General features: G+C 54.3%; 18 protein-coding genes and 1 pseudogene. 4 read left to right on the forward strand and 15 right to left on the reverse strand.

The annotated features are described in order from the left end of the window. From KK062_RS26815 to KK062_RS26880, 14 genes and pseudogenes are all read right to left on the reverse strand, one after another. Positions 1 to 222 (reverse strand): annotated as a pseudogene (locus KK062_RS26815) (hypothetical protein); the annotation flags it as partial. Beyond that, on the reverse strand, positions 207 to 1,811 hold the full coding sequence (locus tag KK062_RS26820; RefSeq protein ID WP_254087466.1) for an FAD-dependent oxidoreductase: 1,605 nt from the start codon (positions 1,809 to 1,811) through the stop codon (positions 207 to 209). The gene KK062_RS26820 and the pseudogene KK062_RS26815, both read right to left, overlap by 16 nt. Beyond that, positions 1,808 to 3,334 carry a polyamine aminopropyltransferase gene (locus tag KK062_RS26825; protein WP_254087467.1) on the reverse strand — a complete coding sequence of 509 codons (1,527 nt, stop codon included), beginning with the start codon at positions 3,332 to 3,334 and terminating at the stop codon, positions 1,808 to 1,810. Before KK062_RS26825 ends, KK062_RS26820 begins: the two co-directional genes overlap by 4 nt. A gap of 4 nt (positions 3,335 to 3,338) precedes the next feature. Then, the gene (locus KK062_RS26830; protein WP_254087468.1) at positions 3,339 to 3,545 is read right to left on the reverse strand and encodes a DUF350 domain-containing protein; all 207 of its coding nucleotides are present in this window, start codon (positions 3,543 to 3,545) and stop codon (positions 3,339 to 3,341) included. A 33-nt stretch (positions 3,546 to 3,578) separates the two neighbouring features. Further along, entirely contained in the window at positions 3,579 to 3,758 is a 180-nt protein-coding gene (locus KK062_RS26835; protein ID WP_254087469.1) for a hypothetical protein, read from the reverse strand. Positions 3,759 to 3,768: 10 nt separating this feature from the next. Further along, complete coding sequence (locus KK062_RS26840) at positions 3,769 to 5,028, reverse strand: DUF4178 domain-containing protein (protein WP_254087470.1); 1,260 nt, start codon at positions 5,026 to 5,028, stop codon at positions 3,769 to 3,771. Continuing rightward, positions 5,015 to 5,665, reverse strand: a complete 651-nt coding sequence (locus tag KK062_RS26845; RefSeq protein WP_254087471.1) for a hypothetical protein — start codon at positions 5,663 to 5,665, stop codon at positions 5,015 to 5,017. Before KK062_RS26845 ends, KK062_RS26840 begins: the two co-directional genes overlap by 14 nt. A gap of 3 nt (positions 5,666 to 5,668) precedes the next feature. Further along, positions 5,669 to 6,004: an S-adenosylmethionine decarboxylase family protein gene (locus KK062_RS26850; RefSeq protein ID WP_254087472.1), complete on the reverse strand. Its 336-nt coding sequence runs from the start codon at positions 6,002 to 6,004 to the stop codon at positions 5,669 to 5,671. A 101-nt stretch (positions 6,005 to 6,105) separates the two neighbouring features. Next, the gene (gene ctlX, locus KK062_RS26855; RefSeq protein ID WP_254087473.1) at positions 6,106 to 7,026 is read right to left on the reverse strand and encodes a citrulline utilization hydrolase CtlX; all 921 of its coding nucleotides are present in this window, start codon (positions 7,024 to 7,026) and stop codon (positions 6,106 to 6,108) included. A 6-nt stretch (positions 7,027 to 7,032) separates the two neighbouring features. Next, positions 7,033 to 8,484, reverse strand: a complete 1,452-nt coding sequence (locus KK062_RS26860) for an arginine deiminase family protein (protein ID WP_254087474.1) — start codon at positions 8,482 to 8,484, stop codon at positions 7,033 to 7,035. 140 nt (positions 8,485 to 8,624) lie between these two features. Then, entirely contained in the window at positions 8,625 to 9,593 is a 969-nt protein-coding gene (locus KK062_RS26865; protein ID WP_254087475.1) for a GDSL-type esterase/lipase family protein, read from the reverse strand. 138 nt (positions 9,594 to 9,731) lie between these two features. Continuing rightward, entirely contained in the window at positions 9,732 to 10,322 is a 591-nt protein-coding gene (locus KK062_RS26870) for a hypothetical protein (RefSeq protein WP_254087476.1), read from the reverse strand. Between the two features lie 147 nt (positions 10,323 to 10,469). Then, positions 10,470 to 11,708 carry an MFS transporter gene (locus KK062_RS26875; protein ID WP_254087477.1) on the reverse strand — a complete coding sequence of 413 codons (1,239 nt, stop codon included), beginning with the start codon at positions 11,706 to 11,708 and terminating at the stop codon, positions 10,470 to 10,472. A gap of 144 nt (positions 11,709 to 11,852) precedes the next feature. Further along, positions 11,853 to 12,545: an NUDIX hydrolase gene (locus KK062_RS26880; RefSeq protein WP_254087478.1), complete on the reverse strand. Its 693-nt coding sequence runs from the start codon at positions 12,543 to 12,545 to the stop codon at positions 11,853 to 11,855. A 115-nt stretch (positions 12,546 to 12,660) separates the two neighbouring features. Between KK062_RS26880 and KK062_RS26885 the strand changes: the two genes are divergently transcribed. From KK062_RS26885 to KK062_RS26895, 3 genes are all read left to right on the forward strand, one after another. Continuing rightward, positions 12,661 to 14,160, forward strand: coding sequence for a xylulokinase (locus tag KK062_RS26885; RefSeq protein WP_254087479.1), 1,500 nt, complete (start codon positions 12,661 to 12,663; stop codon positions 14,158 to 14,160). A 9-nt stretch (positions 14,161 to 14,169) separates the two neighbouring features. Then, complete coding sequence (gene xylA / locus KK062_RS26890; RefSeq protein ID WP_254087480.1) at positions 14,170 to 15,498, forward strand: xylose isomerase; 1,329 nt, start codon at positions 14,170 to 14,172, stop codon at positions 15,496 to 15,498. A 114-nt stretch (positions 15,499 to 15,612) separates the two neighbouring features. Next, complete coding sequence (locus tag KK062_RS26895) at positions 15,613 to 16,170, forward strand: hypothetical protein (RefSeq protein WP_254087481.1); 558 nt, start codon at positions 15,613 to 15,615, stop codon at positions 16,168 to 16,170. Between the two features lie 179 nt (positions 16,171 to 16,349). Here the strand turns inward: KK062_RS26895 and KK062_RS26900 are convergent, their stop codons facing one another. Then, positions 16,350 to 17,390: a Rieske 2Fe-2S domain-containing protein gene (locus KK062_RS26900; RefSeq protein ID WP_254087482.1), complete on the reverse strand. Its 1,041-nt coding sequence runs from the start codon at positions 17,388 to 17,390 to the stop codon at positions 16,350 to 16,352. 500 nt (positions 17,391 to 17,890) lie between these two features. On the opposite strand from KK062_RS26900, the gene KK062_RS26905 reads away from it, so the two are divergent. Continuing rightward, positions 17,891 to 19,051 (forward strand): Gfo/Idh/MocA family protein, encoded by a 1,161-nt coding sequence (locus tag KK062_RS26905; RefSeq protein WP_254087483.1) that lies wholly within the window; start codon positions 17,891 to 17,893, stop codon positions 19,049 to 19,051. Positions 19,052 to 19,069 lie beyond the last annotated feature (18 nt).

Raw genomic sequence — 19,069 nt, forward strand, 5'->3', positions numbered from 1 at the left:
GTCCCAATATAGCCGGAACAGGGTGCTGTAGACGTGGCTTACGTCGATGCCAAGCACCAGCACGACCCACCAGACGGTAGACACCTCGTGGTTTGCCTGGAAATAATCATGAAATAATACAATGACCGCCACCGGCAGAAAGGCGGGCGCGAGGATGAGCAGGCTTTCGCGCAGCGGGTCTGCGAGCCAGGGTTGACGATATGGTTTTATAGTGTCTGCCATGCTTGCCGGGCGGCGGTGTGGCCCTGGTAAAATGCTTCTTCAAAGATCGACAAGCCGCTGACGTCCGAATGCGCAAAGTATACGGTGTCTTGTAGCGGCCTGGCAGCTTCCGGCCGGTCGGTGCCCCAGATAAAGCCTGGCGCGGGGCGGATCATGCCGTGGCCCCAGATCCAGAGGTCAAGGGAAGAAATGTGTTGTTCAATGCCTGGGTGCGGGCGTTGCAGGTCGGCGAGGATGATGTCGGTCCAGGCGTCGGCCGTGGTGCGTTGTGCCTGCTGGCGGCGGGCAAGCGCGTCGGTGCCGAGCAGGGGTAGGTAGTAGGTTAATACGCGTTCTGTACCTGTGAGGCCGGCCTTTTGATGCACGGCGTTGACATACCCCAGGGACTCGCTGCCGTAGAGTACATTGTCCCAGCAAACGGGCTCGCCGCGTTTTTCGGTCAGGTCGGCGGTAGTAGTGACGTTGGCCACCATCCAGGGGGCGTATTGAAAGGCTTCGGGCCGGAATGTGCGGGTGGTGTCGCCCAGAAGTCGCCGCGCGATAAACTGGGGTGTGGCGACAATGGCGGCGCGCGCCCGGATGCGGCGCGAAACGCCGGCGGTGGCATCGAAATACGTAACGGCTACCTGCCCGCGGCTCCACTGAATGTTGTGCACCAGGCTGCGCGTGTGAATGTGCTCCTGGAGGGGTGTTTGCAGTTGGTTGGTCAGCCACCCGTTCCCTTCCGGCCAGGTCAGTACGGTATCCGACGATGCATTGGCGGCTTTGCCTTTACGCGATGCGAAGTAGTGAATAGCTGCCCAGGCGGACGTATCGGCCGGTGCGGAACCGAAGTCGTCGGCGCAGCAGTATTGTATATACCACCGCAGGAAGGGCGAGGTAAAGTTGTGCTGGGTGAGGAAGGTCTCCATGGAGATGGTATCCAGCTGCCGTAGCACGGGGTCTTGTGAGCTATTGGCGACAGGAATGGCAAACGCTTCGCGGCCATCGCTGCCACGCATCTCTTTGTATTCGTGCATGCGTGCCAGGAAGCGCTCAATTTCGTCGCGGTCGCGGACCGGTATACCTTCGCGCGGTACCAGTCCGGCTTGCCAGTAGCCGTTGATGTAGAGCCGTTCCTGTGGGTCGAAGCAGAGGTGGTATTCGTTGTATACCGGCAGACCGTCGGTATAGCCGGTAATGATGCCGGCCTCTTGCAAGAACGCCACGAGCTCGGGGTCCTGGTCGTTTGGCATGGGCAGGTAGTGCGCACCCCAGGGATACCGTGATACGGCGTTTTGTCCGCCGATGGCATTGCCGCCCGGCTCGGCCGCCAGCTCCAGTAGCGTAAAGTCCGATGTATAGCGTTTTAAGTAGCGCGCGGCAGAGAGGCCGGCCACGCCACCGCCGATGATGACGATGCCGGTTGTCGTGTCAGAGACCGGTGGACCAAAATCCATGGTGCGCAGGCGATGGCCCAGCGCGGCATCCGGGCCGCCCAGCTGCGCGTGCATGGTTTCTGCCGGCCGGCAATGTTGCAGCGTCGGCAGCAGGAGGGAGGCTCCGGCGCCCTGTACCAGGCGGGTCACAAATTTCCGGCGCGTGATCATCGTGTATAGTCAGCCCATTCTTTTTCAAAAGTATTGACCAGCACCTGGTTGTTCAGGGTGTTGGCTTCGCTTGCCAGCCGGTCCATATCGGGTGGAAAGGAATAGAGCGGCGGCAAGGTTGCTGCGCTGATAAACCGCAGGCCTGCAGGCAATGTATAGTTTTCGCGCAGTTCGCCCTGGAAGCCCATCACAAAGCCCCATTCGCCAAACGACGGGACGTAGCAATGATACGGCAGCGTGGCAAAGCCGGTCTTTCGCAAGGTCTCGTCTATGATCCAGAAGGATTTGCGGGCGACAAACGGCGAGGTGGACTGAATGACCAAACAGCCACCGGGTGCCAGCAAGCGTCGCAGCTCACGGTAAAAAGTAGTGGTATAAAGTTTCCCCAGCGAATAATTCGAGGGGTCGGGAAAGTCGATGGTAATAAAGTCATAGGTGTTTTTCTGCTCGCGGATCCAGACAAAAGCATCCTGATTGACGACGGTCACGGTGGGTGACATGAGCGAGTGCTGGTTGAGCTTCATCAGCGCCTCGTTAGATTTAAACAGCGCGGTGATGCTGTTGTCGAGATCCACCAGGGTAATTTTTTTGACGGAAGGGTATTTGAGTATTTCGCGTACAGCCATGCCGTCGCCACCTCCCAGCACAAGTATGTTTTGTGGATGGTCTACACGGGAAAGCCCGGGGTGAATGAGGGCCTCGTGGTAGCGGTATTCGTCCAGAGAACTGAACTGCAGGTTGCCGTTGAGGAACAACCGCCAGTCGTTGACGCTGCGGGTCAATACAATACGTTGGTAGGGGCTTGACTTGGCGTATACGATCTTGTCAGGGTAGGTGAGCGACTCGGACAAACGTGTAAGGTGCTCCGACAGAGCAAAGCCAACCGCCAGCAATAAAAGGCAAACGATAGCTGACCATCGCAACGAACGGTACCGGCGCAGATCGTGTCTGAAACGATACGCCACAATCCAGGCAACACCTACATTGAGAAAGCCAAAGAAGAACGATGTGCGCAGTAGCCCCAGGTAGGGTATAAAGATCAGGGGAAAAAGGAGCGAGGCGAACAACGCGCCGATATAGTCGAACGTAAAGATACGCGACACCAGGTCGCTGAACTCGACGCGGTCTTTGAGAATGCGCATCAGCAGCGGCAGCTCGAGACCTACCAGCGTGCCGGTCAACACGACCAACGCGTAGAGGATGATGCGAAAGTAAACGACCTGCTCGAAGAGTATAAACAACACGCCGGCGCTGAAGCCGCCGACCATGCCGACCATCAGCTCGATGCTGATAAACCAGCCCAGCAGGTTGTCTTTTAGAAACCGCGACAGGTACGACCCAATGCCCATGGCAAAGAGGTACGTGCCGATGATGGTGGAAAACTGCGTAACGGAATCGCCCAGCAGGTAGCTGGCCAGCGTGCCGGCCACGAGCTCGTAGATCAGCCCGCAGGTGGCGACGACAAAGACCGAAATCAGCAGCAGCCACTGGAAGCCAGCGGCGTTACGATCGTCCCGAATCATTTTGTTAACTGTGAATAGCCGAACCGATGATGATGCCCATGGCAATCATAAAGGCCCCGGCCATGATAGCGAGCGCGATGTTGTTCTTTTCCAGGATCTCCTTCCAAAGGTTTTCCGGCGTGATCCGTTCCACCACCCAGAAGGCGAGCGCCAGAATGATGATGCCGATGAGGGAGAATACAATCGATGCCCAAACGTATTTTAATTCCATAGTGTGGTGTTTTAAAGTGATGCGTGGTATTGGTTACTTGTGATAGATATAGCTCCGTCCGTGGGTGCCGGGTGCGCGTTCGCTGCGCTCGCGCTCGGTTTTGGTGGGGTTAAACCACTTCCAGCCGACCATGCCCGAATAAGCAAAGAATGCCAGCAAGGCCACGGCATAGATCAGATAATATTTTAATCCTTTGAGATCGGTCAGGTTCATGGTGTTGTGTTTATTCGTATGGTGAATAGTCGCTGTCCGCCCAGCGTCCTTTTTCTCGTGCCTTCGCCCAGATGATGTAAATAACAGGAAAGATGGCCAGCCCAATGACCACCCAGAGGAGGTTCAACCGGGAAGGAACGTCGCGCCAGATGACCATGTCAAAGCCTGTTACCGTGGTGCCGAACTCCGGGTATATATTGACGTGGTACGCGCCCTCGGGCAGACGCGAAATATAGGCCTCTGCGGTGGTGCCGCCTTCCGACCAATGGATCTCATCTTCGTAGTCGTAACCATGGTAATATTCGATCTCTTTTGTAAAGTTATACTCCTCGCCGGTGGTTTCGTTCACCAGCGCGAATTCGGAAAAGAACCAATCGTTATCGACCGGCACGTGGATGTTAATCTGGATACTTTGCGGTCCGCCCTTTAGGTGGAAAGGTTCCGTCGCGACAAACTTTTGATCTTTAAAATCGGCGAAAGCAAAGCCCCGCTGAAAGACGTTTTCGTCGGCGGAGCGGGTACTGATCATGGATTGGATCACCAGCGCCGCCGCAATCAGCACGATCAGGCTAATAACCAGCGAAGAGATGCTAAAGGAGCCTGTGACGGGTTGGGTATATCCCAATCCGGCGGAACGGGGCATCTTATTGAGCGGTACGGAAAAGATGTCGGCGATCTCCTGGCGTTTAAAATATTCACCTTTGCACCACAGCATACTGTCGTCACTGGATTCCAACGCAAAGAAATACGGCGGATTGATATACTCTTCATTTTGCGTGGAAGCGGTCATGTCGACAACATCGAAGAAGAATTCGCCACGGGCATAAACCACATCGGCGCTGTACTTTTGGTATAGGTGGAAGCGTTGCTCACCTTCATAAAACCCGCCCGGAAAGAGCGAGGCACGCGGATCACTCTCCACCGGCCAGACCATATTCCAATGGCCATCGTACTCTGAGAGAAATGCATAGCCACGGTGGCGGTTAAAGATCAGGTACTCACGCCAGGAGTATTTATACTTTCGCTCAGTCTTGATGACAACCCCCATCACCTCATAAACAAAACCCTCGATCTCGCCTTTGGCGCCGATGGGAAGCACGGGTTCAAAGGTGTAGGAAAGCTGAAATTTCTCCTGCTCTTTGTTCCAGCTGCCGGTGCGGAAATAAACGCCACAGTTTTTACAGGTCAGGGCCCGTGTCAGGGCCTTGCCGCGGAGTGTATGAGAAGTGTTGCAGGCCGGGCAGCTGATGATGTTGTTAGTTCCACTCATTCCACGGAAGGGTATTGGCCAATTTTAGATTTTCTACCGGGACCTTTTTGCCCAGCAGGTAGTGTACACCGCCGACGTTGGGTTTGGTCATAAAAAAAGCGGTACGCGCGCCCTTGCTACCCTGCACGACAAACCACCCGGGATCGACGACGTTCCAGGGTAACAGCTCGCCGGACAAGGCGAGGCCTTCACAGCGCTCCACATACTCGCCCGTGACAGGGACATCCGGCAAGGGGATGGTTTTGTTCGACCGTAGTTTGGAAGCAAGGTCGGTATAGGGTTGCCAGGCGCCGTTGTATACGGCAAAGCTTCCGAACGACTCGGCTATCCAGAAACCGCTGCCTTCTTTACGCACGGCGCACCAGAAGTTTTTATAGTCGTTTCGCAACTGCAGGCGTATGCGGCCGATCACCTCGAACGGAGCATCGTCCAGTACCCCGGTCGTACCGATCTGAACAAAGCTCAGGTCGTCGGGCATGGGCGCTGCCGTCACCAGCGGCCTGGAGGCGTCTTGCGCGATGCCGTCTACCACGGCTTGCGCCCGGCAACGAAGGCATATAAAGCGGCCGGTAAGGCGCAGGCGAAGTGTATACGGGGCCTGACAGCCCGGACAGGTGATACGGGTATGTAGACTCATAACTTAACGATCAAGACGCTGTTCCCAAAGCACCGTGGCATCGAAGAACATCCGCACAGCGTCGTATAGACGGTGCGTGACGGCCCGGTTATCTTTCAAATAGTTGGATAAAAATACGTCGAAGGTCAGGTAGCGCTGCTCGGGCCACGTGTGCACCGACAGGTGTGACTCCGTCAGGCAGACGACACCCGTGAAGCCGCCGCCGGGGAAATTATGGTAGACGTCGCCCACACGGCATAAGCCGAGCGTGTCGATCTGGTCTTCGATAAAGGTGCGAAAGGGTTGAAAATCAATCAGTTTATCCACGTCGTGCACGGAGAAGTTCGCAACGATGTGCAAACCAGAAACAGTTTGGACCGGCTGTTCCGGGGTAGCGGTAATAGGCCTTAACGGATTCAAATGACAGGCATTGAGTGATAAAACTAGCAATTTTCCGGCGTTCATTCAACCGGCAGGAATACCTCGGCGATCATACACCGGGCGCTGCCGCCGCCATTGCGTTCGATGGTATCTAACGGAGAGTGTATAATTGGGTTTCGTTGTTCAATTTGGGAAATTTGTCCCGGGGTAAGCGAACGATACGCCCGAGACGACATAACGAGAAAGCGCTCACCCGTAGCGTTGCTGACCTGCAACATGTTGCCGGCAAAGTGATTCATCTGGTCCAGCGTGATGGTAATGATCTCTTTGTCTGTTCTTTCCAGGCATTTTATTGTCTGTTGTCGCTCGGCGTTGTCGGCAATGGAATCGAGGCAGATCACGGCATAGGTATCGGCAATGCACATCATCACGTTGGTGTGATAAATAGGATAGCCGTTCGCATCCGTGGCGGTAAAGGTATGGGGCGTGTACCCCAGCCGACGGCAGAAATCTTCGAGCACGCCGGCATCGGTACGTTGTGAAAGACAGGCGTAGGCGATCTTATGGGTGCGGTCTAACACCATGCTGCCGGTGCCTTCCAGGAAGCGATCCTGCTGCTCGTATTCCGACAGGTCAATGGGCGTGGTCAGGCGGAAGTGTGAGCGTAACGCTTTCAGTACGTGAGGCTTACGCTCCAGCCGGCGGTTGACGGCGTACATGGGGTATAACACCACGCGGCCGTCGTCATGAAAAGAGATCCAGTTGTTGGGAAAGATCGAGTCGGGCGTATGCGGCGCGGGGGTGTCGTCTACAACGGTCACGTCTATGCTATGCCGGCGCAACAGGGCTACAAACAAATCAAATTCGTGCAGCGCCATACCCTGGGCGTCCAGATCTTCGACGGACTGAAAAGCATTGTTGACCGCGGTCTGCGTGTTGTACCCAAAGTGTACCGGGCGGATCATCAGTATATGCGAAGTTGTTTGCAGGGGCGTGGCCATAGCAGTTCAGGATTGATGCGTTAGGTCTTCCCGCCACAAGGGCAGGCTCATGCAGTGAAAGCCACCGCGGGCGCGTGACAGCTCGGCGGAGGGCATCACGATCAGCGTGTCGCGCAGGGTTGCGGGCTGGAGGGTGCCGGCTTCGAGGCTTGCCAGCAGCGCTTCGGCGGTGATAACGGAAAAGCCTGCCGCGCGAAAGGCTTCGGTAGTCTTGTCATTGCGGTCATATCCCAACACCACGCCTTCGCGCAGGGCCAGTACGTTACAGGAATCTGTCCACTGCTCGCGCACGTCGTACGGAAACTCATTGTTGCCCGAGTATATAAATACCGTTTTTTCGGGGCTCATCAATTCGTTCTCGCTGATATTGATGAGCAGGTCTTCCAGGCTGTCGAACGACACGGGACTCTCCGGGGCGTGCCGGTGAAACTGCGTGATCCTGACCGGGTCGTCCTTCTTTTTGCTTTCCAGAATGCGTTCGATGGGGTCGGCGTTTTCTTTGCGGATGTTCGTGCGCGAGAAGTTGCCCAGCATGACCCACACGTTGCGTTTCACCTGTGTGAAGACCGTATCGATGTGCATGTAGTCTCGCTTCTTCGGAATGCGAATGACCGTGATGGTATCGACGATCTGCCGGGCAAAGAGCAGGTTGATCACCTGGTGAGCGGCTTCCACCGTGGTGCGTTCGCTGATGCCCAGCAACAGGTGCCTCGGGGTGATCATCATCACATCGCCCCCCTCCAACGTCACCTTCTTCTCGTCGGTGTCCTTGGGCATGAGGAAATGATAGGAGGTATCTTCGATCTCCAGGATCTTGTCGCGAAATGTTGTGAACAAGGGGTGGTTGAAGAATATATATTTGGTCAGCAGGGCTTCGCGCGTACGCGCTTTCTTTGCCGGCCGGTTTAAGAGTATATGGTCGTTAATAACCACGCCGATGTCGCGTGTGAAGATAAAGTTGGGAATCGGCGGAAAGAGCATGCGCCCATCGTGCAGGATGCCGCTGATGAGTACTTTCGAAAGCTCGCGTGGTTCCAGGGCGAAGAGGTTGTTCTGCGTTTCATACGAGCAGAACTCGATGGCGCAGACCGAGGCAACCAGGCGCAGGCGTATGCTGGTGTCGGCCAGGATATCCGCCAGCAGCCACTGCAGCTCGATGACATTTTCAGAACGGTGAAAATCGTCGTGACAAGGTTTAAAGAAGGCCCGGCCGTTGCGGGGATCGTCGATGGTCGTCAGCTTTCCCTGAATGCGCGCAGGATCCAGGAAATACAGCAGGATGCGGGTATAAAAATCGTACTCTTTGCGGCGTATAGTGTCGAGGTGAACAATGTCTTCGAAGAGCCAGTCCTGCGCTTTGGACGGCACTACTTTGCCCAGACTGCTGTCGGGGCTGTGCACCAAAAGCCTGCGCAAGGTGCCGATCTCAGAAGTGACGCGTAAGGTTGCGGAGCTCATAAACTACTTTCCGTCAAGAAACGAAGAGGCTATCAGAAAAGCAATTATCCAGCTACACCTATAAATCAGGCTTATTTGTGCGCGGCAACGGACTTCATTTGGAAGCGCGACAGTTTCTTCGCGCTCATACTTCACGCTGTTTAATGCTTCACAATCGGCTCGCGCAGCACTTCGGTATCCTGGTCGCGCAAGGATAAGAAGTATGTGCCGGCGGCCAGGTCGGCGGTGGGGATCAGGATCGTGCCCTGGGTATCAAGCAGGACGTGTTTAATCGTTTCGCCGGTGCTGGTCAACAAGCTCAAACGCCGGTTGGGCGACGGTGCAGCATGGCTTTGGACCTGGAGGATGTCGTGGAATGGATTGGGGTATACTTTCAAACTATAGCGTGCATCGCGAATGCCGTTTTCGGGTGTTGTGGGGGTGTTGTTACCTTCGTCTGCCGGCCTGGCGATTTTTAGATGTTCCAGGATCAGCGCTGTCCACGCGGTATACATTTTGCCGGAAGGATGCAAGCCGTCGCCGGCCACTAAATCCGCGTCAGCGAGTCCGCGGCGTGAGATGCCTGTAATGTCGATATACGTCACGCCCATGCGAATGGCGATGGCTTTGTTGGCAGCGTTAAACCGGTCGATGCCCAGCGTGATGGTAATTTGTTTGTCTTTGCCAAAGGGTGTATAGCCATAGTCGGGAATGGAGACAACAAACACGTGCGCGCGCTGGCCGCCCGCCAGGGCGATGGCCGTACTGAGCAGTCCCTCAAACTCAGGACCATAGGCCTCCACCGACTTACCCTGGTAATAATTGTTGACGCCGATGAGCAGTGACACCAGCGTGTACTCCGGCTTGAGATGGGCCTGCTGAATGGCGTCTTTGAGATTATCCGTGCGCCAGCCGGTAGTGGCAATGATAGTAGGATCGGGGCAGGAGAGCCCTTTTCTGCGCAAGGCCTCGGCCAACTGTACCGGCCACCGCTCGGCGGGAGCGACGCTTTCACCAATGGTGTACGAGTCGCCCAGGGCGAGGAATTTAACCGGATCGACGACGTTCAGTTTCTGTGCCATACTGTCATTCACGGATGCTATCAGTAATATCAGGATAAGTTTCTTCATACTCAAGGAAACGATTGTGTAGTTTCCTGCATGTACGCAAATGGCCGATGGCGCGGATTTCTTCGGGATATTTCCGGATAGGCAAAAAAAGAAGGGGCGCGAAAGCCCCTTCTTGCGGGTTGTATTTCGCTCGTGCGACTATAACTCTTTGTAAAGCAAAACGTTTACATCGAGTGTAATCTGCATGTCATTCTCAGTGGAGTTGTTTACGTCATCTTTGGCGAATCTGAAACTATATTTGAATCTGAGCTCGCCGGTGGCGGCGTTGAACACGTAGTCGGACATGACCGGCTCGAACGCATTCGATGCCGAGGGACTGTAGAAATTCACGCGAAAGTATGTTCGATCGTCAGCAACGATTGTCGTGGCGGCGTTGAGCATCCGGAATGAAACCTCGCCATCTCTCTCGGCGAGCGAAAATCCTGCCATATCTTCGCTAGAGGGGGAACCTGCCCGTCGATAAACATAAATGTTGCGTTGGAGACGATCGTTGAATATCGTTTCGAACCAACTCGAAGTTTGGGGATTGCTGGTTCCACCATCTGTAAATTTGTATTCGGTTGAGTGGTTAAAGGCAAGGCCGTCTCTTCGTGTGCCGGTAAAAGTTGCTTTAATGCTACCCAATCTGGTGGCGGGATCTGGGTCGTCGTCTTCACTGGAACAGCCCGTGAAGAGAAAACTGGTGATGGCAAATGCCGTGAGTAGACAAAGCGTTGGAAGTTTTCTCATAGGAAAGATTAGATCGTTAAAGTTAACGGAGATTGTTTAGCAGAATTCGGGCCAGGGTATTGGAATGGCATGTCCGATGCCGTAATACAAAAAAAAAGAGGATGCGTTAGAGCATCCTCATTTCAAGTTTTGGTGTTATTAGGGCTATTACACTACCGCCTTCTTCCGCCCGCGCATATAAAACACGAGGCCAGCGAAGGCAACCGTGAGTATAATGGGAATAACGAGTGTCACATTGATGATTTCAGGCCCAGCCGCCTTCCGCGCCTCTGCCAGCAGGTTGACGGTTTCAGCTTCCGAGATTCCTGCAGGGATCTTGCTTTTCACCAGGTTATCGTAGTACCCGCCCATGAAAATGAGATACAGTGACACGGCAAACATGCCGGCGCCGCCCATAAAGTTCAGGCCGACAGCCCCCGTGCGGGGCAGGTTCTCGGCAACAAAGCCGATCATCGTTGGCCAGAAGTAGCATACACCCATGCCGAACGCCAGCGCGCCGACAAAGATCATGTTGCCGCTGGTATGGCCCAGCAGGTAGAGACCCAATACCGAAAGTACGGCAGATATCAGCAGCACACCTTGCGGTGAGAACCGGTGTACGACTGGCTCTGCCAGGCCACGGCCTATTACCATGATGCCGGTGGTCAGTGTCAGCACGAGCAGGGCGTTATCGGTTACGCTGCGCAGTAGCACGTCGATCCATTGACCGGTGAACAGCTCGGTGATCGCGGTGCCGAACATGCAGATGATCATAAAGATAAAAAGCGGGCTAAGCAATGCTTTGTACATCTCGCCGGTAGAAACACCCTTGGCGACACGTTCTGTTACCGGGAAAGTAAGGCGTGAGAAAAAGTAGCCGTATAGCAGCGTAGGGATCAGCATGGTGGCTACCTGCACCTGCCAGCCGAGGCCGAGCTTGGTAAAGAAGAATACGATGAGTGTGCCGATAAAAATGCCTCCCGGGAACCACAAGTGAAAGTGGTTAAGCTTGGTGGTTTTGTTGTCGGGGTAAATGGTTGCTACCAGCGGGTTACATGCCGCTTCGACTGTACCGTTGGCAATGCCGATCAGCAACGTGGACAGGAAGAGCGACCAATAGCCGGAGGCAAAGATCGTAAAGATGATGCCCGCCAGGTGGAACAGGAAGGCGACCACCAGCAGACGCTTCATGCCGATGATATCGACCACCATGCCACCGATGATTACCGCCAGCGGAAAGCCCCAGAAGGCTGTAGCGGTGATGACACCCAGCTCGGTGGCGGAAAGTTGAAAAGTAGTACCCAGCTCGTTGAGGATACCGGCGCGGATGCCGAACGACAGGGATGTAACCAGCAGCGCCAGGCAGCTGGCCCAAAACAGGCGTGAGCGGTCAATGGTTTGTTCCATAGGATAGTATATGTTCGATTTAGGTTTAGCGCCCGGAATATGGATGTATTTTTGTTGCTTTCCAACGATTGCAAGCTACAATTATTCCAGTGGGTTATGGTCGTTTAGACTATTATAATAGATCACCGGCCTGGCCACACGCCGTTAGAGCTCGAACGTAAAGCCCTTCTCGGTCAGTTTATCATAGGTCTTTTTGTCGAAACGGTAGAGGCTGGCGGCGCGGTGCGACACATCGGTCTGCTTTTCTTTACACGGCAGTAGCAGGTTCATTTTCATGAGCTTACGCCGGAAGTTGGGCTTGTCCAGCTTTTGGCCCAGCAGTGCTTCGTACAATTCCTGTAGTTGCAGCAGTGTAAACTTCTTGGGCAGCAGGTTGAACCCAATCGGCTCGTGGCGCACCTTGTGTTTGAGGTGCCGCAGGCCGGCGTGGAGAATGGCGCTGTGGTCGTAGGGTAAGGAGGGCACGTCGCCCAGCTTAAACCACTTCACGTCCGACGCAGTGAAGCCGGCACCCAGTGTATAGGCCTCGGGCTTAACCAGCGCATAATACGCAATGGTGATGACACGCTTGGTAGGGTAGCGCTGCACGTCGCCAAAAGCCCGGAGCTGCTCCAGGTAGATCTTCGACACACCGGTAAGGTCTTGCAGAATGCGGGCCGCGGCAGCGTCGGCGCTTTCGTTGTATTTGATCCAGCCGCCCGGCAGCGCCCATTTACCTTTGCTGATCCCTTCGCCGTGTTGTACGAGCAAAATGTCGAGCTCGTTCTTCTGGAAGCCAAAGATCAGACAGTCGATCGACAGAGCATCAATAATCGCATCGGGTGTTTCGTGGGGCATGGGCATAAGTGTGCTGTGGAGGCCAAGATAGAAAATAATTTCGGACACCTTGTAGTCAAATGTACTATAAGTTATATCTTTACCGACATCATCAACCGATTGAACCATTGTTAATATGAAGAAATACCTCCTGGGGTACGATGTCGGAAGCTCTTCCGTGAAGGCCTCGCTGGTCGATGCCGACACGGGCCTGACCGTTGGCGCGGCACATTCGCCTGCCGAAGAAATGGGCATGCTGGCCGTGCAGCCGGGCTGGGCCGAGCAAGATCCCGCCCTGTGGTGGGAGCACGCCGTCAAGGCGCTGCAGGGCGCCCTGATGCAGTCGGGTGTCAACCCCGCGGCCATTGCCGCCATTGGTATTTCCTATCAAATGCACGGCCTGGTCTGTGTCGATAAGAACCAGGATGTATTGCGGCCGTCGATCATCTGGTGCGACAGCCGTGCCGTCGAGATCGGCAAGAACGCGTCGAAGGTGCTTGGCGAAGGCTATGCCCTGCAACACTTGCTGAACTCGCCCGGTAACTTTACAGCCTCCAAGCTGCGCTGGGTGAAGTTGAACGAGCCCGCGGTCTTTGACCGGATCGACAAAGTCATGCTGCCCGGCGACTACCTGGCAATGAAGCTTACCGGCGAAGTCGTAACCACCGCATCGGGCCTCTCGGAAGGTATGTTCTGGGACTACCAGGACGAGGCGCCGTCTAAGCGCCTGCTGGAGCAATACGGCGTTCCCGCCAGCATGCTGGCCCGGCAGGAGCCAACCTTTTCGATTCAGGGAAAAGTACGTGCGGCGGTAGCCGGGCAATTGGGTCTGACGGCAGGTATTCCGGTAAGCTATCGCGCCGGCGATCAACCCAACAACGCATTCTCTCTCAATGTGCTCAATCCCGGCGAGACCGCTGCCACGGCAGGCACTTCGGGTGTGATCTATAGCGTGACCGACAAGAACGCATATGACACGCGCTCGCGGGTCAACACGTTCATTCACGTCAATGATAAACACCCCGCGAAACGCAACGGTGTATTGCTCTGCATTAACGGTACGGGCATTCTTAACAGCTGGCTGCGCAAGATGGCGCGCGGCGAGGGTGATTTGTACGGTTATGACCGCATCAATAGCATCGCGGCCGGTGCACCGATTGGTGCGGAAGGTTTGACGGTGTTGCCTTTTGGCAATGGCGCTGAGCGCGTGCTGGAGGACAAAAACATCAACAGCTCATTGTTTGGCCTGGACTTCAATCAACATGGACAGGCGCATCTCTTCCGCGCGGCGCAGGAGGGTATTGTGTTTGCGCTGAAGTATGGCTTTGATGTGTTACAGGAAATGGGCCTGAAGACACAGGTGATCCGTGCCGGCAATGCGAACATGTTCTTAAGCCCGCTGTTCCGCGAAGCGTTTGTGAATACCATTGGCGCCCGGCTGGAGCTGTATGATACTGATGGTTCGAAAGGCGCAGCGTTGGGTGCAGGCGTAGGCGCGGGGATCTATGGCGCGTTTGAAGATGCCTTCCGCGGACTGAAGCTTATTCGCTCGGAAGATCCGGTGGCCGGCAAGGCCGATGCGTATGCCGCGGCGTATGACCGCTGGCTTCAACAATTACAGAAACAAATCAATTAAGGCTATACTATGAAACTTTCACTTGGAGACAAAGAGTACTTCAAAGGCGTAGGCCAGGTCAAGTACGAAGGCAAGGATTCCGACAACCCGCTCGCGTTTAAATTCTATGACGCCAAGCGCAAGATCGGCAAGAAGACCATGGAAGAGCACTTCCGCTTTGCCATTGCCTATTGGCATACCTTCTGCGGCACCGGCGGCGATCCGTTCGGACCGGGCACCAAGAACTTCCCCTGGAACCAACGCGAAGATGCCGTTGAGCGCGCCTTCGACAAAATGGATGCAGCCTTTGAGTTTATTACCAAGATCGGTTCGCCTTTCTATTGCTTTCACGACTACGACCTGGTAGACGAAGGGTCTACCTTGAAAGAGTCCGAAGCACGCCTGGCGAAGGTGGTGGAGTATGCCAGGAAAAAACAAAAGGCTTCCGGCGTAAAGCTGCTGTGGGGTACAGCCAACCTGTTCTCGCACCCGCGCTATATGAACGGTGCCGCTACCAATCCGGATTTTAACGTCGTGGCCCATGCCGGCGCACAGGTAAAGAATGCCCTGGACGCTACCATCGAGCTGGGGGGTACGAACTACGTATTCTGGGGCGGCCGCGAAGGTTATATGTCACTGCTCAACACCGATATGAAGCGTGAGCAAGAGCATATGGCGCGCTTCCTGCACGTAGCAAAAGACTACGCCCGTGCGCAAGGCTTTAAAGGCACCTTCCTGCTCGAGCCTAAGCCCATGGAGCCGTCGAAACACCAGTACGACTTCGACGCCGCAACGTGTATCGCCTTCCTGCGCGAGTTCGACCTGATGGATGATTTCAAGCTGAACATCGAAGTAAACCATGCCACCCTGGCCCAACATACCTTCGATCACGAGCTGCAGGTAGCGGCCAACGCCGGCGTGCTCGGCAGCATCGACGCCAACCGCGGCGACTACCAGAACGGCTGGGATACCGACCAGTTCCCGAACAACCTGTTTGAGCTGACGGAAGCCATGCTGGTGATTTTACAATCCGGCGGCTTTAAGAACGGCGGCGTAAACTTCGACGCGAAGACACGCCGCAACTCAACCGACCTGGTGGATGTCTTCTACGCACACATTGGCGGTATGGACACGTTTGCCCGCGCCCTGCTGACAGCCCAGTCCATCCTCGACGACGGCACGTACCTGAAGCTGCGCAAAGAACGGTATGCATCGTTCGACAGCGGCAAAGGTAGACAGTTCGAGCAAGGCAAAGTGACCCTGGAAGAGCTGCGCACGTTGGCCCACAAGGCCGGCGAGCCGCAACAGATCAGCGGCAAACAAGAGTACTACGAGAACCTGCTTAGCAAGTTCATCTAGCCGATACACATGAAGGTCGTTCGACACCCTACCCGGTCGAACGGCCTTTGTTTTGGTCCGGCCGTATGGGTGATTGACACCCGTTCGTTACCTTTGGGGAAACTTAACACCCCCATGAGAGGTATTTTTTGCTCTTTGATCCTGGCTTCTGTTTCTCTTTTTGCCCAGGCCCAACCCACCACTACCTACGGCAACTTCAAGGTCGTCGATCAGGAGATCATTTATCAAAAGGTCTTTGTACAAGATTCCGTCACCGCCGAAAAGATGGCGGCATTTTATAAAGCATTGCCCTATGTTGCCAATGTAACCGTCAGCGGCGACGAAGTGTCATTCGATGTAAATGACATTGTAGTCGACTATAAAAAATTTCAATTTACCCAGGTAGCTACCCCGCCCATCATCCAAACGGGAAAGTATAGCGGTAAAGTTACGGCCGCCGTAAAGGACGGAAAGTACCGCCTGACGTTCCGTACGTTGATGGTAACAGGCAACATTGGCTACAAGAACATCAGCGAAAAAGATCGTCTGACAAACTACGCCACAAAGAATAGCGCGACAATTCTGTCGCCGGATTGGTGCAAGCCAAATACTTTAGGATTACTGGATAAAGCCTTTACAGACAAGCTCCAGTACACTGAGCTTCAGAAGAAGAAAGACAGCGATGACTGGTAATGAACCAGTGTCCGTGTGGAAGCGAGAGCGAAGAAAAATACAGCGTTTTTGGCGGATAAAGCGGGGATACCCTAGACTTAAGCTAGTGTTAACCTAGACTTAAGCTAGAGATAAGCTAGTATAGAAAGGACTAGGACAAGTCCGGGTTTACTCCCGTTGACCTCCAGGCGTTGTCTCGCTTAAGTGACCCAATGCAGTGTTTTCTTAGGAATGGGATTCTCAAACGGCTTCCCTTCCTGCTGCGACAAGTCCCACTGCCGTTTCAACTCATGATACCAGCGCGCCTGCGCATCGGGTTCACCCAGCAGCATCAGCGTAGGCTTCGTTTCCAGCCCCTTCTGTAACTTGCGGAACACGCCGAGGTCCTGATGGATAAACTGCTTGCCCAAATAGCGCAGCGGCCACCACAGGTATTTTACAAAACCGAAGGAAGCATAGAAGATATGATTCAGCTCGGTCTCATTTTCGTTGATGGGCGTAAGGCACGTGATAGACACGATCTCATGCTCGCCCACGCGAATGTGCTCAAAGCGATTGCCCGGCAACTGAAAGTTGATCTCCGTAGAAGTCTCACCCTTCAGAATTGAATAGCCCTTGGAGTTCGACGACGGCTTGTGCCTTACCATCTTAAAGCCCAGACCGTCGGGCTCGAAGTGTTTCTCTTTCTGCTTCAGTTTCTTAGCCGAACGCCAGTACCACGATTGGTGTACAAATGTTACGTGGGCGGGGTCGATGAGGCCGATTACGGCATGGTCGACGTCGGCAGGCATCGTTACCTTTTCGACAAATCTGAACTTCAGCTCGGGCTTTATGAGGAGGTCGGGCAGCCGGCTTTCGGCGCCCTCGAGTTGCGTCTTGTTGCGGGGAATGTAGATCCAGATGGTGCCGTTCAACTCGCGGCACGGGTATTTGAAGACCTTGATCTTGGAGCGGTCGAACTTGTCGTCGGCCAGGGCCGGGATCTCCGTGCAGGTGCCGGCATGGTTGAACTTCCAGCCGTGGTAGCAACACTGGATTTCCTTGCCGTCGTACCACCCCATGGACAGGGGCACGCCCCGGTGGGGACAGTTGTCTTTCAAGGCAAAAGGCTCACCCTGTTCGTTGCGTCCGAAGACGATCCGTTCGCCTAAAATCTCTTTGGCAATAAGTTTACCCGGTTTCAAAAACTCGCCGTGCATGGCGAAATACCAAAGATTTCGAAGAAAGAGCGATTCGGTCATGAATATCGGTTACGTACTACGATGGCCAAAGGTAGCGGGAATTTCCCGAAGATTTTGGTGACGGAAATCAGAACGATGAGAATTCACAAAACGTCTGCACGGGACTGGCGACTAACTTTATAGTGGCTTATTCCTGGCTTTGGTATGGCTGAATGTCACTATAAGGTCGCTATAGTGCAGGTGCCAAACTGTAATTTATGAAATACACAAGAGATGCCTCAGCGTTAACGCTCGCCACCAATTGTCACTATGACTATAAGGCGTGGCCTCTGGTTGTCACGATGGCAATGCAAATTTTGCGCAATAGTGTAAAAAATTGCGGACGCGGAAGGCTTTGCAATCGTTTCCGGTAATTTTATTTGTTTACTTTTCAAGCTGAGAATACTTTATTGCAACAAAATACAAACGTATGAAATATCCGACCGGTAAAGACAGGGTAGGCGTCTTTCCGGTAATGGGATAGGATCATCTTAAACCTTAACAACCAATCATTAACACTCATGAAAAGAAAATTACGCATGGGGATGGTAGGAGGGGGACTCACCTCTTTTATCGGCCCTGTACACCGCAAAGCTGTGGGAATTGATGGCGAGATTGAATTAGTATGCGGTGCTTTCAGTGTTGTACCCGGCGAGTCCAAAGCGACCGGGCAAGCGTTATATCTCGATCCGAAACGGGTGTATGAAACCTACCAGGAGATGTTCGAGAAGGAATCACAGCTGCCCGCCGACCAGCGGATGGACTTTGTTTCCGTCGTCACTCCCAACCACGTACACTTCGGCCCCGCTAAAATGGCCCTCGAGTATGGCTTTCACGTGATCGTGGAGAAGCCTATTGCCTTTTCTGTAGACGAAGCCAAAATACTTCGCAAGCTGGTCGACAAGACCGGCCTTATTCTCGGTCTTACGCACACCTATACGGGCTATCCGCTGGTGAAAGAGGCACGCCAGATGGTGCGCGCCGGTAAGCTGGGCAAAATCCGCAAAGTATTTGTTGAATATCCCCAGGGCTGGTTGTCGACCGCTGCGGAGAAGAGTGGTAATGCACAAGCCTCCTGGCGTACCGATCCCAAACAGTCGGGTATGGGTGGTGCAATTGGCGACATCGGCACACATGCTGCCAACCTCGCGGAATATATCACGGGCAACAAGATCACCGAAGTTTGCGCCATGTTGAACACGGTTGTAAAGGGCCGTAACCTGGACGACGATTCGTCTATGTTGCTGCGTTTCGACAACGGTGCCTCCGGTATTTTGATGGCCACACAAGTAGCGGCCGGCGAAGAGAACGACCTCAACATCCGTATCTACGGCGAGCATGGTGGCCTGGAATGGCGCCAGATGGAGCCCAATACCCTCAAGATAAAATGGCTCAATAAGCCTCAGGAAATAATCCGCGCCGGCCAGGGCTACCTGTCTGACCACACCAAGTCGTTTACACGCACACCGGCCGGTCACCCGGAAGGCTACCTGGAAGCGTTTGCTAACATCTATCGCGCCTTTAGCCGCGCCTTACGCGACTACAAGCCGGGCAAGAAGGTTAACTACGAGAAGTATGACTTTCCCGATGTGGAGGATGGCGTACGCGGCATGAACTTCGTGCAGACCGTCGTGAAGTCGGCTACGTCTAACAAAAAGTGGGTACCGCTGAAAGACATCTAGCCTTTCCGTAACACGACA

It is taken from the genome of Dawidia cretensis (assembly GCF_018598175.1).
In the GTDB taxonomy this organism is placed as follows: domain Bacteria; phylum Bacteroidota; class Bacteroidia; order Cytophagales; family Cyclobacteriaceae; genus Ohtaekwangia; species Ohtaekwangia cretensis.